The sequence below is a fragment of the Acinetobacter sp. YH12105 genome, from assembly GCF_013419095.1.
GTDB lineage: Bacteria > Pseudomonadota > Gammaproteobacteria > Pseudomonadales > Moraxellaceae > Acinetobacter > Acinetobacter pseudolwoffii.
The window spans coordinates 146,193-166,877 of record NZ_VPAU01000005.1 but is presented as its reverse complement, the minus strand read 5'-3'; the positions used below and the strand labels follow the sequence as shown (position 1 = coordinate 166,877).

Here is a 20,685-nt window from a genome sequence, read left to right as displayed (position 1 = left end):
GTCTATTTCTCATGAAAAAGTGACTATGCAGGGACGCGAATATATTTCCAAGCACTGGATTCTGTGGCTGCTGGGTAGCCTGTTTATCCTCTTTGTCATTCTGTCGAGTCTGTGGCTCAGCCTGATGCTCTGGGTTCAGCAACCTCTCGGCAAGATTGGCAGCTTGATCCTGATTGGTGTTTGGTTAACCTTTTCCCTGCTGGTACTCGGGATCTACTTCACCCGGCACCTGATCTCGCGTAAAGTCGATAGCATTCTATATCTTCTGGTCTTTCTGTTTTGTCTGCTGGGCTATTTTAGTCTGCAAGCGCGTCAGGATCGGGAGTGGAATCCTGAAGTGGCTCAGTTGTTGCATTATGAACAACAAGGCGATCAGATCACCCTGCACAATATCCGGAACTTTGACTGGCAAGCTGATGGTCGTTATATCGAACGTTGGGAAAGCCGCAGTTTTGACCTGAACCAGATTAGCGGGGTGAATATCATTACCTCCTACTGGATGGGTCCAAAAATTGCCCACACGCTGGTCAGCTTCGATTTTGCCAATCAAAAACCTCTCACTTTCTCGATTGAAATCCGCAAGGAAAAACATGAAGAGTTTTCTGCAATTGGTGGGTTTTTCCGTAAATATGAATTGAGTCTGGTGGCATCGGACGAAAAAGATATTGTGTATACACGTAGTAATATTCGCGGGGAGCAGGTGTATTTCTTTCCGGTAAATATGCCACAAGCTCAGGCCAAAGCCTTATTCAAAGAATATCTGGCCCAGGCCGATGAATTGGCCAGAGAACCCAAGTGGTATAACACCCTGACCAGTAATTGCACCACTCTGGTCTTTGATATGGTTCAGGCAGTATCGCAACAACAATTGCCTTCAGATTATCGACTGTTAGCGTCCGGCTATTTACCGAATTATCTCTATGATCTGAAAGTGCTGGATCAATCCTGGGATATGCACACCTGGTACCAACGGGCGCATGTGAATCCACGAGTCAAACAGAGCGCCGATCTGTCCAGCCAGGAATATTCGCAGCGACTTCGTCAAGGCCTGCCTGCACCTCAGACACATTAACTGGCGTTTTTATCACTGTAAATAAAGATACAAAATCAACTGGAACCTGAGTCATTTTTTTGTTTATATACAAATAGCTAGTCAATAATCAGAGTATCTTTCATGCTAAAAAAATTAACTGCAATCGCCCTATTGGGTTCGGTATTGGCTGTGATGGGCTGCGAAACCGTGCCGAATACCGCCACCACACAAACCACGAATCATTTACAACTTTTGCAAAATCGCACCTGGATTGCCACACAGATTGGCAATACTGAAATCAAGACCGCAGCTACTGCACCTCATCTTCCAAGTCTGCAATTTGATGCCAGCACCCAGCGTGTTTCCGGTTCAGATGGTTGTAACCGGATCATGGGCAGCTATACGGCGGGCAAAGATACTTTGAATTTAAGCCAGATGGCAACAACACGCATGGCCTGTATGCATAATGATCAGCTTGATCAAAAATTTAATGAAGCTTTAGCCAAGGTGACGCATTATCAGGTATTTGGTAAAACCCTAAAACTATTGGATCGTCATGGTAATGTGTTAATTCAGCTGGAAAGTGCAGTTCAGCCACGTTAAGACTTCCCTACAAAAAGCCTGTATTGGCGGGCTTTTTTATCTTTCATACTGATGGGCCAGGATTTAACCATCAGCCCAGTTCAATCGAATGAGGAATCAGCCATGCAACAAGCACTTTTTGGTGGTGGATGCTTTTGGTGTACCGAAGCGGTATTTTTACAAATTCAGGGCGTTCAGCAAGTCCTGAGTGGCTATGCCGGCGGTCATACCACTGAGCCAAATTATGAGGCCGTATGCGGCGGTGAAACCGGCCATGCTGAAGTTATTCTGGTTGATTTCGACGAAAACCAGATCAGCTATGCCCAGCTCCTTGAGGTGTTTTTTGCGACGCATGATCCAACCACTTTGAACCGTCAGGGCAATGACGTCGGCACCCAATATCGTTCCGTGATTTATTATCTGAATGCTGAACAAAAAACTCAGGCAGAAGCAGCCATGGATGCTTTAAAAAATGAAGGCCTGACTATTGTGACTGAACTCAGCCCGATGCCGACCTTCTATCCTGCTGAGGAATATCACCAAAATTTCTTTGCGAAAAATCCAAACCAAGGTTACTGCAATTTTGCCATTCCGCCAAAACTGAATAAATTACGCAGTAAATTTATGACTTTGTTAAAAACCCATTAATTTGCATAAAAAAATGGGGATAAAAAAAGCGACTGAAATCAGTCGCTTTTTTTTGTTAGCTGAATCTTAGTTATCGGTTGCAAAGGCAATATCGCTGAGTCCGGCTCCACTCGCACGCGACATGACTTGAGCTACCGTGTCATAACGGGATTCTTTATCTGCTTTCAGCACAATCGTCGGCTGACGTTCGGTCTGACCTGCTTCATTAAAACGGGTCTGCAATTCGTCTAGGGTCAGGACATTGCCATTCCAGGCAATCTCACCTTCCGCATTGATGCTGATTGTGACATTTTCAGGCGGCAGATCAATAATCTCCGCAGTGGTTTGTGGCAAGGTTAATGGAATTGATGGGTTCGCAACGGTCGCTGTCACCAAGAAGATGATCATCAATACCAACATAATGTCGATGAGGGGAATGAGGTTCATCTCATTCATACCTACATCGTTGTCTTCACCCAGTTGAAAAGCCATTAAGCTTGACCTCCCACTAAACTCTGTTGTGTTACTTTTTCATCAGACTTTTTTGCAGCAGATTCCTGTTGCAACATGGTGTCAATCAACAAGCCATGTGCCTGATCTTGTAACTCATGCGCCAAACCACGATTGAAACGCACACAGATGTTATAAGCCAGTACCGCAGGAATCGCGACGGCTAAGCCTAGACCCGTCATGATCAAGGCTTCACCGACTGGGGTTGCCACTTGTGCCAGACCAGCCTGACCGCTTTTACCCACTGCAACCAGCGCATGGAAAATACCCCACACGGTACCAAACAAACCGACAAATGGTGAAATCGAAGCAATCGTACCGAGGACGGATACCCCTTTTTCAGCATTGGCTTTTTCGGCTGAAATCTGACGTAACAATGCCTGTTCTGCCACTGCCTTACGCTGTTCAAAGCCCAAAGGAGCCAATTTGGTTTTCAGTTGCTCCAATGCTTGAGACAGCTGGGTATAAGCAACTTGTTTAAGCTGGCGAGTGCCCATCAAACGCAGCACAAAAATGGTCCATGTCGCAATCGACATTGCCAATAACACGAAATACAGTGTTTTACTGACTGCATCAGCGTGTTGCCAATAAACTGAAAAGTTCATATTCGAACTCCTAATGGGTGAGCCGTTATTTAACCTGAAAATCGAAAGGCTGTTCCACACGGGTTGGATAAGCCACACCATTTTCAACATATTTGGTGAGTTGTGCACGACGTACCGCGGCTTCTACTTTGCGCGTTACTGCCGGGCTACAACTTGAATTCCGTGCAGTTGCAGAAACCACTTTACCCTGCTCATTCGCTGAAACGTCTACTACTAGTGAACAGGCTGATTTTAATTCACCTGCAGAGAGCGAGACTTTTGGTGAACGCTGCCAGGATACGCCCCCACCAATCGATACACTTTTCGGGGATGGCGGCGCAGCAGGTGCTGGCGGTGCCACAGGCGCAGGTGGCGCGACTGGAGCAGGTGCCGGTTTAACTTTAGTTTCAGTGACCACTGTCGGCACGACCGGACTTGGGGTTGGTTTTGCTTCAACGGGTGGTGCTTTGACTACTTTTGGCGCTTCAGCCTTTTTCACCTGCTCGATTTTTTCTACTTTTTTCGGTGGTGGTGGCAGCGGTTTATCGACAATTTTGACTTCTTTAGGCTTAGGTGGCTCTTTTTGTGGCTCGACCTTCGGCTTTGGCGGTAAAGGTTTGGGTGCTTCCTGCAATTTTACAAAGCGCACTTTAAGCGGCTCTTTCTCTACAGGCTTGAGCTCCGGTGCGTCCATCTGGCTCACTGCCCACAATAGGCCCACATGTCCGACGAACACGGCCGCCAGAATCGAGATGACTTTCTTTTTCATCTTGTTGGGCGGTGTAGGTGTCATGGGAGCAGCAACTTGACTCATTAAATCTATTACCTTGAGGAGATGATGTGAAACAAACAATCAAGCTCATCGGTTAGCACAATTAAAGTACGCCAATAATAAATGAGAAGTGTTTTCATTTGCAACTACTAATCATGCCTTTCACTGACTTTTTTTGCATCAAAACAAAAAAGGCACACTAAAAGTATGCCTTTTTAAATAGGGATGCAAGTTTTATTGGAACACCACAGTTTTATTGCCATCGACAATAATACGGTCTTCCAGATGCCATTTCACTGCACGTGCCAGTACATTACGTTCTACGTCCTGACCGAGTTCACGCAACTGTTCAACGGTAAAGTCATGATTGACACGTTCTACGTCCTGCTCGATGATCGGGCCCTGATCCAGATCGGCAGTGACATAGTGTGCAGTCGCACCGATCAGCTTGACACCTTTTTCATGCGCCTGTTTATACGGATTTGCACCGACAAATGCGGGCAGGAATGAATGGTGAATATTGATCACTTTCATTTCCCACTTGCTTACAAATTCTTCATCTAGAATCTGCATATAGCGCGCCAATACCAACAGGTCATTGCCCTGCATTAACTGGTCAATTTCTGCATAGGCTTCAGGCTTGTTGTCTTTGGTCACCGGCACCACTTCAAATGGAATCCCAAAGTTTTCAACCGCTTCGCGTAAAGTCTCGTGATTCGATACCACCTTGGTAATTTCACATGGCAAACCACCACGGGCATGACGCCATAACAGCTCAAGCAAGGCATGATCGACCTTAGACACCAAAATACCGACTTTCTTCACATCGCTGACCAGAGCCAGACGCCATTGCATGCCATAACGCTCTGCGACATTTACCGCAAAAGTCTGGGTAATGCTTTCTTTACGGCTTTGCAGATGATCCAGTTCAAATTCAACGCGCATGAAGTAACGGCCGCCCTGCGCTGCTGTCGCATATTGGTCAAGCGCAGTAATATTGGCACCTTGATGATACAAGAAGCTCGAAACAGCCTGCACGATGCCCGGCTTGTCTTCACAAGTAATCAATAAACGTGCGGTGTTAGCAGTCGTCATATTCATGTTGGTTTAAGTCACTAATCAGTTAAATTTAAAATAAGCCGAGTATTCTAGCGCGTTTCCGAGATATTCTGAATAGGCGACTCGACTTCTGTGTTTTTTGCAGATGACAGGCTGGCAAAAAGTTCCGAAGAACCTAGGCTATTTAGCAAACCTTCATAAGTTTGACGGCTTTCACCGCGTAAATAGGCCCCTTCCAGGAACACCATTTGACGGAGTGCCTGCCAGACCCATTTTTCTTCCAGCGTATTGGAATCGGTCAGATGACCTGACATATATAGGAAGTTGGTCCAGTTGGTCAGTACAATCCACAGGTTAATGATCAGTGCTTCAATTTCTGAATCGGTCATGTCCATCAAGCCAGCATTCACAAAAGCCTTATAGATTTTCTGACCTTGCTGCATCACCTCGCCGGCAAAGCGTGGATACATCTTGCGGAAATCTTCGTTATTTTCGACCAGATGATAGACATCGCGATGCAGGAAACGATAAGCCCACAGCTGACTGCTCAGTACCTGAAAATAATGAATCTTGTCATTGGCATCCAGAGCACGATCATCCGGCAGCGCCAGCATTTCCAGAGTTTGCTGCTGGTACTCCTCCATCAGTTCTTTAATAATTTCATTCTTATTACGGAAATGATAATACAGGTTACCAGGGCTCATCCCGAGTTCAGCCGCAATATGATTGGTGGTCACAGAGCGTTCGCCACGTTCATTGAACAGCTGCAAACTGAGCTGCAAGATACGCTCTTTAGTTTTTAAGGTTTTGGTTTGGGACATCCTAAAATAACCATTCAGTTCGTGCATTAGCAGGCTAACACACAAAGTCACTTGACTAATTAGAGTATTTGCTCTAAAAATTAATTAATCGATTTTTGAATAATGGTAGTGCGGCATGAACAGTCACACAAAAACAATATCAATGACACCACATTTTTTTGATGGCCAATACTTAAATGAGCTTTTGGCACAACAAAAACATGCTTACTTAAACTATCCTTTGCCGACGGCAAAGGAACGCATCGATCGTTTAGCTCGACTTAAGCGTATCTTAGTTAAGTATCAAGATCAATTTGCAGAGGCAATTAATCAAGATTATGGTAACCGCTCGATTGGGGAAACCAAAATTGGTGAACTGCTCACCTGTCTGGAACATATCAAATATTATAGCAAAAACTTGACCCGATGGATGAAACCCTCCAAGCGCCATGTCGGCATTATTCATCAACCGGCCAAAGCTTGGGTGCAATATCAGCCTTTGGGCGTGATTGGGATTATTGCACCGTGGAACTATCCATTGTTGCTGTCCATTGGCCCACTCATTTGTGCATTGGCTGCCGGCAACCACGCCATGATCAAGATTTCTAGCGCATCGGCTGCGTTTGGTGAAGTGCTTGAAAAAGCCTTGGCAGAAGCCTTTCCGAAAGAACTGGTCGCAGTGGTTAATGGTGGCGGTGTGATCTCAGATGCCTTCTGTCGTCTAGCCTTCGACAAAATGATTTTTACCGGCTCGACTGCTGTGGGTAAAACCGTGATGGCAGCCGCAGCAGAAAATCTGGTTCCGGTGATTCTGGAACTCGGGGGCAAGTCTCCAGTCCTGGTACATCCATCAATTGATCTGCGTGATGTCGCACAGCGGATTGCGGTGGGCAAACTCTGGAATGCCGGTCAAACCTGTGTCGCACCGGACTATATGTTCCTGCCTCGTGGCAAGACGGCAGAATTTATTGATCATTTTAAAGCCTGCGTAGAAAGTATGTATCCGGATATCACCCATAATCAGGATTACACCTCGATTGTGAATGACAAACAGTACAACCGTCTGCAAGGCTATCTGGATGATGCACGTGAACAGGGTGCTCATGTTATTGAAATCAATCCGCGCCATGAAAATTCCGCTGATCTGCGTAAAATTGCCCCCACCATTGTGACCAATGTCACACCAAGCATGCAGATCATGCAGCATGAAATCTTTGGTCCACTGCTGCCAATCATGGAATATGATCAAATTGATGAAGTTATCGACTTTATTAATAGCCGTCCACGCCCACTTGCTTTATACTACTTCGACTTTGATCAAGCGCGTGCCGATTATGTCGCACAGCGTACCCATTCAGGGCATTTCGGGCAAAATACGGTATTAACCCATGTTGCACAAGACGATCTACCATTTGGGGGTGTCGGTGCATCAGGTATGGGGAAATATCACGGTCCAGAAGGCTTCTTCAGTTTGTCGCATGAACGCTCGGTAATGTCGAATCCCAAGCTGTATAGCTTGAAATACATTCTGCCGCCGTTCAATAAACCGATTCACAAGCTGATTTCGAAGACACTTCTCCGTTAAATGATCAAGGCATGAGCTATCGATATAGCTCGTGCTGCGTTTTGACGAAAATCGCTTGTCTTTTAAGCGCATTTTTGATATAAAACGCCCCTTGAATGATTTCAATCCGTTTATTTTTGACTGGCCATACAGATTTGCTGTTGGCTAAATCAATGGAGTTACACCATGTCTAAGGTTTGCCAAGTTACCGGCAAGCGTCCAGTCGTTGGTAACAACGTCTCACACGCCAACAACAAAACTAAACGCCGGTTCGAGCCGAACCTGCACCACCACCGTTTCTGGTTAGAAAGCGAAAAACGTTTTGTACGTCTTCGTTTAACCACTAAAGGTATGCGTATTATCGACAAATTGGGCATTGAAAAGGTTGTTGCTGACCTACGTGCTCAAGGTCAAAAGATCTAAGGAGTCTGAACCATGCGTGATAAAATTCGCTTAGTTTCTTCAGCTGGTACAGGTTATTTCTATACCACGACTAAGAACAAACGTACTATGCCGGAAAAAATGGAAATCAAAAAATTTGATCCAAAAATCCGTCAACACGTAATCTTCAAAGAAGCTAAAATCAAATAATTTTGGCTTTTTAAAAAAAACGACCCTTTCAGGTCGTTTTTTTTTGCATTTTTTTTACCCCACTTGATAAACTTTCTACATGTTTTGGCACTTTTTGTGCTTATTTCCCAGCAAACCTAACTAAAGGAGTATTTAGTGCCACATGACGTAGAACTCATTATATTATTGGCTGTTGGTTTTGGCTTAGCCCTAGTTTTTGGCTATATCGCTGCACGTCTGCGCCTCCCTCCACTTATCGGCTATCTGGTGGCCGGCATTCTGATTAGTCCCAATACACCCGGTGTGGTCGGCGATATTCATCTGGCCAACCAGCTGGCAGAATTAGGTGTCATGTTCCTGATGTTCGGGGTCGGGATGCATTTCTCGCTAAGTGATCTGATGCAGGTGCGGCGGATTGCATTGCCCGGTGCAATTTTGCAAATTGCAGTCGCCACTCTGCTCGGAGTGGGAGTCTCGATGTTATGGGGCTGGAGCTTTGGCTCTGCGCTCGTATTCGGTTTAAGCCTATCCTGTGCCAGTACGGTGGTTCTACTCAAAGCACTCGGTGATCGTGGTCTGCTCGATTCAATTAATGGCCGGATTGCCGTCGGTTGGCTTTTGGTCGAAGATCTGGTCATGGTCTTGGCCTTGGTATTATTGCCGGCCACTGCCTTACTTCTAGGCGGACAAGCACTTGAAGGTGCGAGCGATGAAAATATCTGGGCCACTTTAGGCATTACCCTGCTGAAAGTCGCAGGCTTTATTGCCTTTATGCTGATTATTGGTAAACGTCTGGTGCCGATGATCATCCAAGTCGTGGCACGTCTGGGTTCTCGTGAGCTGTTTACCCTGACTGTGGTCGCTGCGGCCATCTCGATTGCCTTTGGGGCCTATAAGGTTTTTGGGGTATCTATGGCGCTGGGGGCTTTCTTTGCCGGGATGGTGGTGAAAGAGTCAGATTTCAGTCATCGCGCGGAACAAGAAACCTTGCCGCTGCGTGAAATCTTCTCAATCTTATTCTTTGTTTCTGTCGGCATGCTGTTTGATCCGCGTATTTTACTGGAACAGCCACTCCATGTGCTGACAGTCGTCGGCATTATTCTGATTGGTAAAACTCTGGCGGCAATGGCACTGGTATTGTTCTTCCGCTATCCAATCAATACCGCGTTGACTGTTGGCGCTTCGCTGGCACAGATTGGTGAATTTTCATTTATTTTGGCAGCACTTGGGGTGTCACTGAATCTGCTTTCACTAGAAGGTCAAAACCTGATTCTGGCGGGCGCATTGGTCTCGATCACTCTCAACTCCTTTATCTTCTCCGCGATTGAACCGGTACAAAAATGGATTCGGGAACGCTCGACCCTGGCACGTTTACTGGAACGCAGTGGTGATCCCTTGGCGATGTTACCCGATGAAGTTTCACAGGATTACTTGCGTGATCAGGTGGTGCTGATTGGTCATGGTGAAGTGGGGCGTCGTATTACCCGCTCATTAATGGAAGAAAATATCAAGGTGGTTATTGCAGAAGAAAACCGCGATATTGTCGAAAATCTGCGTGAAAAAGGCATTGCCGCGGTTTCAGGCGCTGCGACTGAAGCTGGTGTTTTGATCCAGGCACATATTCAACATGCGCGCTTACTGGTCATTTCCCCTATGGATATCATCGATATTCATAGAATTGTAGATATTGCCAAGACCTTGAATCCGAAAATTCAGGTATTGGTCTGTGCCGAAAGCAAGGAAGAAGCTGAAGCGATCCGTCGTGATAATATCGGCGCGGTGTATTATGCCAAAGAAGAAATGGCGAAAAATATGAGTAATCATATTTTAAACCAGATCGAGATTGCGCATCAGCATACCCCTTCTCATTAAATTTCTTTGCATAAAAAAAGTTGCCCAATGTGGCAACTTTTTATGCATAATCACAAGATTTTTTGTAATAAGCTGACTTCAAATCATCAGGATTTAAATCAAAGAAACGAGGTTTTCATTTCTTGAAATTAACCTTGAGCTCGTACCTAAAATCTAACTCACCCCCAACCCTTTAAAATCAAAAAGCACACCGATAGTGTGCTTTTGAATACATTGTAATCTTAACTCATATACTTCGGCTCTTCATCTACCACTTCTGCCTGCCATTCATTGACCTGCTGTTCCAGCAAGCCATACAGGGCCGCCTGAATCATCTGTTGCGCAATCACAGGCGTCTGCTCTCCGAGTAGAGCCTTCACCTCGTCATTAAACTGAATCATGACCAAAGGCTGTTTATGCGAACCTGCATTGCGTAAAGCCAAGGCACCACCTTCAAGTTGAACGAGTTCTAAAATCGCGTCTTGATTACCAAATAAGTCTTTCAACTGTTCTATAGACATATATCCTCCATGTTCAACATGGTGGCAAAGAGCCGGGTGCACTTTGCATCATTAGAGTAATTAATATAGGGTTAAAAATTCTAATTTCAAGTACGGTCGATCCGATTAAAATTCAATCATCTCATTGCGAAAACCATCGATGAGTTGTGTCATGTCACGATGCCATTCTCTTAATATAGCAGGATCAGGTAACCATGCTTGTGGAGACTGTGTGACTTTAATGATGAGATTTGAGGAGGTTTCGTCTTCGGGTTCCGGTGTACTCGGTTCAGGCGCATACTGGCACAGACGATAGGCACGTTTCAGTTCAGCAATGAAACCGCTCTTGGATAAGTGTTGTAATACGGCTACTTCGGGTGAAATCTGGCCTTTGGCTGCCATTAGTTCTTCGATCGATTTCAGCGTCGGATTGGCATCATTCAGGCGATAGTAACGCACCAGTTCCTGCAAAAATGCCAATAAAGCACCATGTAAATGAAATACAGTCGCCTCACGTTGTGCCTGAGCCTGTTGCACATGCTCGGTTTGCTCTGCCTGCTGGCAGGCAAGACGGGCAAAATACAGTTTTTGATTGGTACGGTCCGCATGATAGCGAGCAACACGGGTCATTGATATTTCCTAAGGTTTTAAACAAATTTTGGCTTTTATAAAGTAAAAGGTTCGCTTTCATTTCGCAATCAAAACATGTTTAAACTGAATCCATCCAGTACTGAAATCCAGAAAATCTAACTGCCTGCACGAGTACAACCATGAGCACAACAAGGTTAAATTTCAGCCATAAAAAAGGAGCATATCAAGTGCTCCTTTTCCAGTTTAAGCCTCGGGCTTATCTTCTGCTTGTTTTACCCGGATTCCATGTCCGTGCAAGCGCAAAGTATTCAGGCCTTTAATGGCTTTGATGGCTTCACGTGCATGCGGCATTTCTACAAAGGCAAAACCTTTTGATTTCCCGGTTGCCGCATCGAGCACCAAAGTACAAGTATTCACTGTGCCATATTCCTGGAACAACTTCAGCAACTCGGCTTCTGTGACCGTACGTTCTAAATTACGAACTAAAATTTTCATCTGATAACCTTAAGAAGATAGGCAAAAAATATCAAAAAGCACGCGCCTACTCTACTTTTTGTATGCAACAACTTTGCTATAGTTTAATCGAGATCAATGCCAAAATCTAAATTAATCGATTGACGTTCAATTAAGGCACTTTTCACGGTCTGCTGCCGGGTTTTGTAATGGGTTTCCGTGGTGCATAAATGCCGGGTGAGATCATTCAAGAAATAACTTGCGACTTTACGTCCCTGCGCATCGACCGTTTCCCGCGCCCAGTGATTCAGATTTTGTTTGGTTAGAATCAATTCATTTTTGGCTCGGGTCAGCGCCACATACAGCACACGACGTTCTTCTTCAACATCATCAAAGTCGCCTTGGGCGCGTGCATGCGGATAATTTCCCGGCGTGACATTGGCCACATAACAGACATTCTGTTCGGTGCCTTTTGCTGAATGAATGGTAATCAGGGTCACCACATCATGATCGGACTGGCGTTCAATTTCCGAAATCGACACTGGATCGAGCACATATTCCTCTAAAAATTCACTTAGTTGTGAATGCTTGGAGGCCAGTTGTTTCACCAGTTCAAAATCACCCTGACGACGTGGCCAGTCTTTTTTATAGTTCTCTGCCAGTTGTGTTTCAATTGCCTGAATCGCAAGACTGACACAGGCCTGCACTTCGCCTTTCAGCGCGCTCATCTGCTTCATGATCAGAATCGCATTTAGAGGTATCTTGCCAAATTTCTCCAGTTTATCGGAGATTTTATCGATTTCAGGTTCCAGCAAAATGTGTTGCGCCAACTTGCTTGCACCGACATCACCGACACCATTCCACAGGGTCAAGAAACGCATCCAGGCGATATCATCCAGCGGATTGGCGACCACACGCAGCATGCTGAGTAAATCTTTGACATGTGCCGTTTCCAGCAGCTTCATACCGCCAATAAATCGATACGGTACATTGGCCGCGATACAGGCCGCTTCAATATGCCGCGCAGCAAAACTGGAACGCACCAGTACCATATGTTCGCCCCATTTGCTGCCCTGTAAATAATGACGCTCTTTAATATCAATCGCGATCCATTTGGCTTCATCAAACTCATTCGGAAATATATGCATGCGCGGCTTTACACCCTCGCCACGATAAGCTTCCAGACGTTTGTCATATTTGATTTCAGACTGATCCAGCAGCCAGTTGGACAGATCCAGAATTTCCTGGGTCGAGCGGTAGTTTTTTTCCAGTTTAAAAATCTGCGCATCTGGTACCCGTTCTTTGAAATGATGAATATTTTCAAAGTCTGCGCCACGGAAACCATAAATCGACTGGGCATCATCGCCGACACAAAACAGGCTGATCCGGTCTTTCAGTGGCTCCAACAAAGCCCATTGCAATGGATTGGTATCCTGCATTTCATCGACCAGCATATGTCGACAGATTGACGCCACATAATCGACCAAACCTTCTGATTGTGCCAAAGCTGTCGCCACCACCGCCAGAATATCGTCATAATCCAGAAAACTGCGCGCCTGTTTGCATGCTTCATATTCCTTCATGATCTCGGCAATCTGGTCTTTTAAGGCCAGATATTCCGGCATCTGCTTTTCCAGCGCCAGACTGAGCTTCTGCCGGGTATTACGTGCAAAGGAATATAAATCGCAGAGTTCTTGTGGCTTGGGCAAATGATTAGGATTTTTTTTGTCATCACGGCCACGAATCAGACGGAACATCATCAACTGATCATCACGATCAATAATCGAGAACTGTTCCAGACCAAAGGCCTTCGGAATACGGCGCAACAGATACATACAGAAAGTATGAAAAGTCGAGGCACGCAGACCTTTGGCTTGATCCCCCAAGGCTAATTCCACCCGCGCTACAATTTCACTGGCTGCACGGCGGGTAAAGGTCAGAATCTGAATCTGGTTGGCGGGTACACCCTGCTCAATCAGGTAAGCTGCACGTGCCACGATGGTCTTGGTTTTGCCACAACCTGCCCCGGCCAGCACCAGACTATGTTTTGTTTCTGTGGTCGCTGCTTGCTTTTGTTGGGGATTTAATTCATCAATCAGGTTGGCTAAACTCATTTTCACTCATCTTTTTGTGGATGGCTGTAGTTTAGCAGATCGCTCTTATAATTATGGCTTTTCATCCGCCCTGAAACAGCAGCAAATTTTATCTCTTGATTTGTTTGCTATAGGGTCGACAGCATAGATGCCGTCTGCTGGATTGAGATATAGGAACATACCCTCAATCCAGCAAAGGATTTTTGTTACCTTGCGAAGCAGTGCTTCTCATTCATGCAAAGCAAGATCTGCTTATGCATTATTATCTGCCATTACGTAAAGCTTGTGCAGCAATGACGATCTTGTAAAAGAAAACTAAATACGCTGTTCCTCAATATTTTTAATTGTTTTGGACACTGCTTTTTCCAGATTCACTTCCGCATTTTTTAAGGCTTCTTCCAGGCTAAAATCTGGTGGATTAATCCCGATAATCTGACTAAATCCAGACTCATATAGTGACTCAATCCCATCACCCACCAGTCCAGCAAATGCAAGCACCGGTTTATTGAATTTTTGTGCTACTTGTGCCACGCCAAACGGGGTTTTGCCTAATTTAGTTTGATGATCAAGCTTGCCTTCACCGGTCAGAACATAATCGGCTTGAGCTATTTTATTGGCTAAATCTGTCTGCTGAATGATGAGTTCCACGCCTGATCGAATAGAAGCAGCTGTGAATGCCATTAAGCCAAAACCGAGTCCACCTGCCGCACCCGCACCTGCAACATGACGATGATCACGTCCAATGTGCCGAGCAACCAGATCGGCAAAATGACTGAGGTTTTGATCCAGTTGCTTGACCATTTCCGGTGTCGCACCTTTTTGTGGGCCAAAGATCGCTGAAGCACCATTGGGTCCACACAGCGGATTATTCACATCCGATGCAATGATAATTTCAATATCCGCCAGCCGTGAATCCAGTTCGGATAAATCAATTGCTATGATTTGATCTAGGTTTCCACCGCAAACCTGTATTTCTAATCCTTGGGCATCTAAAAACCGAGCGCCTAAGGCCTGTATCATTCCCGCACCGGCATCGTTCGTCACACTGCCACCTAAGCCAATGATGATTTTACTGGCCTCTAAATCGAGCGCAGACTTGATCATTTCTCCTGTGCCACAGGTTGAGGTCAGCAGAGGATTACGCCTTGCAGCTTCCAGCAGATCTATGCCATTGGCTTTGGCCATTTCAATGATTGCGGTTTTTCCTGCATCAATTACGCCAAAATACGTCTGGATGCGCTGATCAGGCAATGGCCCTGTCACTTCACAGGGAATGCGCTGTCCTTTTGAACTTGAGATCAGTGTATCGACCGTGCCTTCCCCTCCATCCGCCATAGGAACATGAATGCACAAAGCATCAGGCAACACGTTTTGAATGCCACGCTGCATGGCCTGACAGGCTTGTTCAGCACGCATACTTTCTTTAAAGGAATCTGGAGCAAGAACAAAAGTAAGCAGCATATGGTTATTTTTATCTATCAATAAAGTCTAGATTCTGGATAAATCCAAGAGAATCTACAAGTCTTTATTTCCAGCCCAACTCAATTGCTGTGATCTCATTAATCAGGGTCTGATCCAGAGATCCCGGCATTTTACTCGTGGTTTCGGACAGCGGGATATGTCCTGCCATCAGTTCTGCCTTGGCTTGTGGGAACACAGGTTGCTGATCTGGAAATGCATAACCTATTGGATAAATCGGCTGACCTGTGGCCAGATCATATTTATCACTGGCACCAAAGGCATGCAGTAACTCATGTACCAAAACAATTTTATTTTGTTCAGACTGCTTTTGAGAGGCAAATAAATTCACTGATCCAATCCGGCCTTTCTGCAAGGCAGTTGAATGCTTTAATTGCCGGGTTTGTGCCGGATCATAATAATTTAAAAACAGGGTCAGACTGGCAGAAGGGTCCGAACTCTGTTGCTGTTTCCAGGCATAAAATCGAAACTTTAAACTCCATACAACAGTATCGAAAATTGAGGCCTGCTCAGGGACTTTAGGCGGTAAAACTTTAAGCTCACGACCCAAATTAAAATAAAAATAAGTGGGTTGATTACGATATTGCTGTGCTGATTTTTGTAGAAAGTCTCTTGCCGTTTCTAGATCCTGAACTGACAGTTGCTGGATGTATTGCTGTGTGGTCGGTAATCCATCTGCATTAATCGGATGCAACAGAACCATGACCGGCTTTGACCAGTTCTGATTTTGATCACGATAGGCATTGACTGCAACGATCAATAAAATACTTAATAAAATCAGAATCCGAATCTTTTTCCACATATCCCCAAGCAACCTTATTTATTTTTTTTAAAATATCGACACATCATAAATAAAAAATGCCGACTTTCGTCAGCATTTTTTTAAGTTTAAACTTTATTTAGGCTTCAACCCATTTTCCATTCTGGTAAACCAGAGACCATTTGGTTTGCTTGCCTTCCGCATTTTCAGAGCCAATATATTGCGATTGGTTCTTGCGACTGAATTTCACCAAAGTCGGGTTACCTTCCGGATCTGCATCAGGCGCTTGCAAGATAAACTGATATTTCGGATCCAGCTGTTCAGCCACAGAGCGAATCTCGGCAACTTTCGGTGCCCGTGTTTCACGCACTTTCGGGAATTTGCTGGCCGCCAGAAACAGGCCGGCCGCACCATCACGCAGCACAAAGAAGTCATCGTGCTTGGTCGAGCGTAAATGTTCCATCTTGATCGGATCGACACGCGGAGGTGCCGGCTGACCACTCTTTAATACTTTACGGGTATTGTCACAACTGTTGCAGGCGAAGTATGGCCCAAAACGACCCGTTTTAAGCTGCATTTCGCCATCACATTTGTCGCATGGAATGGTTGGGCCATCATAACCTTTGATCTTGAACTCTCCTTCTTCGAGTTCATAACCATCACAGTCCGGGTTATTGCCACAGACATGCAGTTTACGACCGCCATCAATCACATAGCTGTCCATTGCCGTTTCACACACCGGACAACGTTTCTTCGACATCAGGTCAGCGGTTTCGGCCGCATCATCATCAGACAGTGCAGCCAGAGACTCGACTGGGGTCAGGTTCAAGGTTCCCTTGCAACGTTCTTTCGGTGGCAGGTTATAACCAGAACAGCCCAGGAAAACGCCTGTGGTTCCGGTACGAATCTGCATTGGACGCTCACATTCTTTACAATGTACCGCGTCCACTTCCACTGGCTGATTACGGCGCATACCGTTCTCGCCTTGTGCCGTAGTCAAACGCTGCTTGAAATCGCCGTAGAAGCTGTCTAACAGCTCTTTCCAGTTACGCTCACCATCTGCCACCTTATCTAGCTGACCTTCAAGATCTGCGGTAAAGGCGTAGTTCATCAGGTTATTGAAGTTTTCATCCAGACGGTCGGTGACGATCTCACCCATCTTCTCGGCAAAGAGACGACGGTTATCGAGCTTCACATAACCACGATCCTGAATGGTCGAGATAATTGCAGCATAGGTCGATGGACGGCCAATGCCTTTTTTCTCGAGTTCTTTGACCAGTGAGGCTTCAGTAAAACGAGCTGGTGGCTTGGTGAAATGTTGAGATGGATCAAGCTTCTGAAGTTTCAGCACTTCACCGACTTTCACTGCCGGTAATAGAATATCGTCATCCGCTTTGTTGGCACCACGCACCCGGGTAAAACCATCAAAGACCAGCGTCCGGCCTTTGGCTTTCAGTTCTACGCCATTGGCATTGACTAAAATGGTTGAAGACAGGTATTCAGCCGGTGTCATCTGACAGGCCACAAACTGGCGCCAGATCAAGTCATAGAGACGCTGTGCATCACGCTCCACACCGACCAGACTGTCACCTTTGAGACTCACAGTAGATGGACGGATTGCCTCATGCGCTTCTTGCGCGCCGGCTTTATTGCCATAGCGGTTGGGTTTGGCCGGCAGGTACTTCTCACCAAATTCTGATTCGATATGGCCACGGACCATGCTTACCGCATCATCACTCAGGAAGGTCGAGTCGGTACGCATATAGGTAATGAAACCGGCTTCATACAGGCGCTGTGCCAGCATCATGGTTTTCTTCACAGAAAAACCGAGACGGGTACTGGCCGCCTGTTGCAACGTTGACGTGATATAGGGCGCGCTTGGATTGACTTTGGTTGGCTTATCTTCACGGGCAGAAACGGTATAATCCGCATCTTTAATCAGGTTTAACAGTGCATCCGTTTCGTCTTTATTACGAAGCTTTAAAGTCTTGCCATTTTGCTTGACTGCTTCCAGACGGATGTCATCTTTTTTCGATTTGGTATCGGCAAACACCTGCCAGTATTCTTCAGGAATAAAGGCCCGAATTTCACGTTCGCGTTCAACCACCAGTTTCACCGCAACCGACTGTACACGACCGGCTGACAGGCCACGGGCAATCTTTTCCCACAAGAGTGGTGAAATCATGAAGCCGACCACGCGGTCCAGGAAACGGCGTGCCTGCTGGGCATTGACTTTATTGGTGTCCAGACGTGAAGGATGCTTAAAGGCTTCCTGAATGGCATTTTTGGTAATTTCGTTGAAGACCACACGTTGATAACGTGACTCATCGCCGCCAATCACTTCTTTTAAATGCCAGGCAATCGCTTCCCCTTCCCTGTCCATATCCGTTGCCAGATAGACTTCATCGACTTGCGCTGCCAGTTTTTTCAGTTCGGCAACCACATGTTCTTTGCCAGGAAGCACTTCGTATTTGGCTTTCCAGTCATGTTCCGGATCGACACCCATGCGGTTAATCAACGCATTCTGTGATTTTTCAGCTTTCTGTTCATCTGTCAGTTTGGTGCGTGTCGCCGGCTTTTTCTCTGTCGATTTGGCAGAGCCGCCTGTTGGCAAGTCACGGACATGACCGACTGATGATTTTACGATGTAGTTTGGACCAAGGTACTTATTGATTGTTTTCGCTTTTGCAGGCGACTCCACAATCACTAAGGCACGCTTACTTCCAGCGTCGGGAGACTTTGCTGTGCTGCTTTTTGATGTGGACCGAGGAGCGTTCGCCATAATTAACCGTTAATCCTGTTTATTTCTAAATTAAAGTTCAGCCAAAGCGTGTAATAGTGCTTTGATATCGTCGAGTTGGGCTGCTCTTAAATCAGCATGTTCATCCCAATACAATCCGACACAGTTGGCCTGCATATCAATAGCATAAATGCCTTTTAATGCAATGGGAAAATCTTTAAATTTCTCATCACCCTGCACAATTTCGAGTTTATTATCGACAACACGGGCACGCATCAAGGGTAAACGCGCATCTGGCATGAGTACGCTGTAGTACGCAACCATACTGGCACGACTTTCAGTGGCCTTTGGAATTTTGGTCCAGTCGGGTGCAACCACCAAACGTGGATGCAGACCCATTTTGCGGGCTTTGTCACGCATGATGCCAAGCGCTTTTTCTCTTGGGCTGACACGTAAGCCAAAAATTGACCCCATGACAAAAATGATGATGATCACCGCTACCCAAATTCCAGTGTTTTCCATAGTTCAACCTTTATGTTCTATTATTAGAGTTGCATAAGCACAATATAAAACGCAAGTTTGCACGATAAAATTAATTCAAGAACATTTCATGACTATATAAAACTTCGTGACCATTCCAGTAAATATAACCCTTCTCAATTAGCTCTTTCAGCAGCAGACGGATATCCGATTGAGGAAAGAGCTGCTCTAGCAAATCACGTAATTCATAAATATCCTTGGGTTTGTCGCCCTGAAGTTCGCGCAGTTTACGTGCGACTTCCAGTTGCACTGGATCAATCCGGTTAAAGTTTTTAAACAGGTCTTGCTGGGCTGACTGAATTGGAGTTTGCAATGCCTCAACTGGAGCATCATCAACTTTGAGCCGGGACATGACCTGATCCAGTTTTGGATTTTCAAGCGGATCTTGTTCATCCAGATTGAGCTGTAGCCACTGTTTCAGGACTTTTTTACGGAAGCTGATCTGCTCATCATAGCGTTTGACGATTTTCAGGTTAATCAGCATGCCGACCACATGCTGGGCCTTCACGGGCATGACGTGCAGAATATTGGCAACTGAATTTTTTAAGGTTTCCAAGGTATTTGGCTTACCACTCATTTTCCCTAGAGCATCACAGTACTTTTTCACCAGTTGCAAGGCCGGTTTGTTGCGGATCGCCTCCAGACTAGGCAGGTAATTTTTAACATGCTCTGCTGGAATAGAGACTTCATCGGGCTGAATCTGAATCAGGCTACATTTAATATCAGAGACTTGCAGCATCTGCTGCAACATCTCGCTGCTGTCCATCGCCGAGATCAACTCGACTTCGGTTTCCGGCTCCAACAGCGCCATCAGCTGACCGACAATGACCGCATATTCATATTCTTTCTGGGGCGATTCAGGTGTATCCAGAATGATGATCTGTCCACTCGCAATCCAGCCGGCCAGCTCGGTTAAATCTTCTAATGAAAATTCAAATGTTCCGGCACAATTAAACAGATACAGGCTGGAATAATGCGTCACAATTTCACGCAGTAACTTGGCCGTCGGAAAATTATTTTCGAGGTCGAGTAGAACAACTTTTGGATGCATGGGACAAGCTTCTGAAATGTACCTGAAAGCCAGTATTAGAGTAGGAAGTGAGTGAAAGGTCAAATAATTTCATGGTGAATATTCGGGTTGCAGCGGATTTACCAGATTCCAACCGAGTGGAAGATTACATATTTGATCTTGCTGCAAGCAGGTCAGAAATCGCTAGATTCCAGGCTGAGAGCTGATTAAATGAATCGAATCATCGGTGAAATAGCAGCTGCAATAAAAAACCCTTATCAAATATAAGGGTTTTATTAAATGATTGCTTGCAAATTAATAATGTGGCGGACGATCAGCAACTGGATCAAAATCCGCAATTCCTTCAGAGCGGTCTGAGGACTCAACACGTTGATATAACAGGCTCATTTGCTTTTTCAGATCGGCAATTTCCAGAGTCTGTTTAGCCACCTGATCATTCAACTGTTCAACTAAATCGTCTAAAAATGCAATTCGCACTTGCAAATCTTCAATGGGTGCGGAAAATGACGCCTGATCATTTAGATTTTGTTGTTTAGTCATTTAAAGT

22 protein-coding genes are annotated in these 20,685 nt (G+C 45.5%); 7 read left to right on the top strand and 15 right to left on the bottom strand.

Annotated elements, in window-relative coordinates:
* The first annotated feature begins 25 nt into the window (after positions 1–25).
* The 3 genes from FTU44_RS06270 to msrA all read left to right on the top strand — a co-directional run bounded on the left by FTU44_RS06270 (position 26) and on the right by msrA (position 2,263).
* Positions 26–1,072, top strand: a complete 1,047-nt coding sequence (locus tag FTU44_RS06270) for a DUF4105 domain-containing protein (protein ID WP_180049856.1) — start codon at positions 26–28, stop codon at positions 1,070–1,072.
* A gap of 102 nt (positions 1,073–1,174) precedes the next feature.
* Positions 1,175–1,636, top strand: coding sequence for an META domain-containing protein (locus FTU44_RS06265; protein WP_074383989.1), 462 nt, complete (start codon positions 1,175–1,177; stop codon positions 1,634–1,636).
* A 102-nt stretch (positions 1,637–1,738) separates the two neighbouring features.
* Positions 1,739–2,263, top strand: a complete 525-nt coding sequence (gene msrA / locus FTU44_RS06260; protein WP_074384166.1) for a peptide-methionine (S)-S-oxide reductase MsrA — start codon at positions 1,739–1,741, stop codon at positions 2,261–2,263.
* Positions 2,264–2,329: 66 nt separating this feature from the next.
* Here msrA and FTU44_RS06255 read toward each other — a convergent pair whose 3' ends face one another.
* The 5 genes from FTU44_RS06255 to FTU44_RS06235 form a co-directional block, all read right to left on the bottom strand.
* A complete protein-coding gene (locus FTU44_RS06255; protein ID WP_005172785.1) occupies positions 2,330–2,734 on the bottom strand; it encodes a biopolymer transporter ExbD in 405 nt (134 codons plus the stop codon).
* Complete coding sequence (locus tag FTU44_RS06250) at positions 2,734–3,357, bottom strand: MotA/TolQ/ExbB proton channel family protein (RefSeq protein ID WP_005095531.1); 624 nt, start codon at positions 3,355–3,357, stop codon at positions 2,734–2,736. The genes FTU44_RS06255 and FTU44_RS06250 overlap by 1 nt, the downstream gene beginning before the upstream one ends.
* A 25-nt stretch (positions 3,358–3,382) precedes the next feature.
* Positions 3,383–4,150 carry a TonB-dependent receptor gene (locus FTU44_RS06245; RefSeq protein WP_180049854.1) on the bottom strand — a complete coding sequence of 256 codons (768 nt, stop codon included), beginning with the start codon at positions 4,148–4,150 and terminating at the stop codon, positions 3,383–3,385.
* Between the two features lie 192 nt (positions 4,151–4,342).
* The gene (gene purU, locus FTU44_RS06240; RefSeq protein ID WP_005095527.1) at positions 4,343–5,209 is read right to left on the bottom strand and encodes a formyltetrahydrofolate deformylase; all 867 of its coding nucleotides are present in this window, start codon (positions 5,207–5,209) and stop codon (positions 4,343–4,345) included.
* 47 nt (positions 5,210–5,256) lie between these two features.
* Complete coding sequence (locus FTU44_RS06235; RefSeq protein ID WP_034608773.1) at positions 5,257–5,988, bottom strand: TetR/AcrR family transcriptional regulator; 732 nt, start codon at positions 5,986–5,988, stop codon at positions 5,257–5,259.
* A 115-nt stretch (positions 5,989–6,103) separates the two neighbouring features.
* Here FTU44_RS06235 and FTU44_RS06230 point away from each other — a divergent pair, with 115 nt between their 5' ends.
* The 4 genes from FTU44_RS06230 (at position 6,104) to FTU44_RS06215 (ending at position 9,973) form a co-directional block, all read left to right on the top strand.
* Positions 6,104–7,552, top strand: coding sequence for a coniferyl aldehyde dehydrogenase (locus FTU44_RS06230; protein ID WP_005172791.1), 1,449 nt, complete (start codon positions 6,104–6,106; stop codon positions 7,550–7,552).
* Positions 7,553–7,717: 165 nt separating this feature from the next.
* Positions 7,718–7,954: a 50S ribosomal protein L28 gene (gene rpmB / locus FTU44_RS06225; RefSeq protein ID WP_000048256.1), complete on the top strand. Its 237-nt coding sequence runs from the start codon at positions 7,718–7,720 to the stop codon at positions 7,952–7,954.
* Between the two features lie 12 nt (positions 7,955–7,966).
* Complete coding sequence (gene rpmG / locus FTU44_RS06220) at positions 7,967–8,122, top strand: 50S ribosomal protein L33 (protein ID WP_001205031.1); 156 nt, start codon at positions 7,967–7,969, stop codon at positions 8,120–8,122.
* Positions 8,123–8,257: 135 nt separating this feature from the next.
* Positions 8,258–9,973 (top strand): cation:proton antiporter, encoded by a 1,716-nt coding sequence (locus FTU44_RS06215; protein ID WP_180049852.1) that lies wholly within the window; start codon positions 8,258–8,260, stop codon positions 9,971–9,973.
* Between the two features lie 221 nt (positions 9,974–10,194).
* On the opposite strand, the gene FTU44_RS06210 is transcribed toward FTU44_RS06215, so the two are convergent.
* The 10 genes from FTU44_RS06210 to FTU44_RS06165 all read right to left on the bottom strand — a co-directional run bounded on the left by FTU44_RS06210 (position 10,195) and on the right by FTU44_RS06165 (position 20,678).
* The gene (locus FTU44_RS06210; protein WP_004278462.1) at positions 10,195–10,473 is read right to left on the bottom strand and encodes a hypothetical protein; all 279 of its coding nucleotides are present in this window, start codon (positions 10,471–10,473) and stop codon (positions 10,195–10,197) included.
* A 105-nt stretch (positions 10,474–10,578) separates the two neighbouring features.
* Complete coding sequence (locus tag FTU44_RS06205; protein WP_180049851.1) at positions 10,579–11,082, bottom strand: DUF6586 family protein; 504 nt, start codon at positions 11,080–11,082, stop codon at positions 10,579–10,581.
* A 204-nt stretch (positions 11,083–11,286) separates the two neighbouring features.
* Positions 11,287–11,538 (bottom strand): RNA-binding protein, encoded by a 252-nt coding sequence (locus FTU44_RS06200; protein ID WP_005095517.1) that lies wholly within the window; start codon positions 11,536–11,538, stop codon positions 11,287–11,289.
* An 83-nt stretch (positions 11,539–11,621) separates the two neighbouring features.
* Positions 11,622–13,610: an ATP-dependent helicase gene (locus FTU44_RS06195; protein ID WP_180049849.1), complete on the bottom strand. Its 1,989-nt coding sequence runs from the start codon at positions 13,608–13,610 to the stop codon at positions 11,622–11,624.
* Positions 13,611–13,904: 294 nt separating this feature from the next.
* On the bottom strand, positions 13,905–15,050 hold the full coding sequence (locus FTU44_RS06190) for a glycerate kinase (protein WP_180049847.1): 1,146 nt from the start codon (positions 15,048–15,050) through the stop codon (positions 13,905–13,907).
* Positions 15,051–15,114: 64 nt separating this feature from the next.
* Positions 15,115–15,870 carry a hypothetical protein gene (locus FTU44_RS06185; protein WP_005172813.1) on the bottom strand — a complete coding sequence of 252 codons (756 nt, stop codon included), beginning with the start codon at positions 15,868–15,870 and terminating at the stop codon, positions 15,115–15,117.
* A gap of 97 nt (positions 15,871–15,967) precedes the next feature.
* A complete protein-coding gene (gene topA / locus FTU44_RS06180) occupies positions 15,968–18,610 on the bottom strand; it encodes a type I DNA topoisomerase (RefSeq protein ID WP_180049845.1) in 2,643 nt (880 codons plus the stop codon).
* A gap of 30 nt (positions 18,611–18,640) precedes the next feature.
* Positions 18,641–19,090, bottom strand: a complete 450-nt coding sequence (locus tag FTU44_RS06175; protein WP_005095506.1) for an ammonium transporter — start codon at positions 19,088–19,090, stop codon at positions 18,641–18,643.
* Between the two features lie 70 nt (positions 19,091–19,160).
* Positions 19,161–20,159: a hypothetical protein gene (locus FTU44_RS06170; RefSeq protein ID WP_180049843.1), complete on the bottom strand. Its 999-nt coding sequence runs from the start codon at positions 20,157–20,159 to the stop codon at positions 19,161–19,163.
* A gap of 273 nt (positions 20,160–20,432) precedes the next feature.
* On the bottom strand, positions 20,433–20,678 hold the full coding sequence (locus FTU44_RS06165; RefSeq protein WP_005095502.1) for a SlyX family protein: 246 nt from the start codon (positions 20,676–20,678) through the stop codon (positions 20,433–20,435).
* Positions 20,679–20,685: the final 7 nt, after the last annotated feature.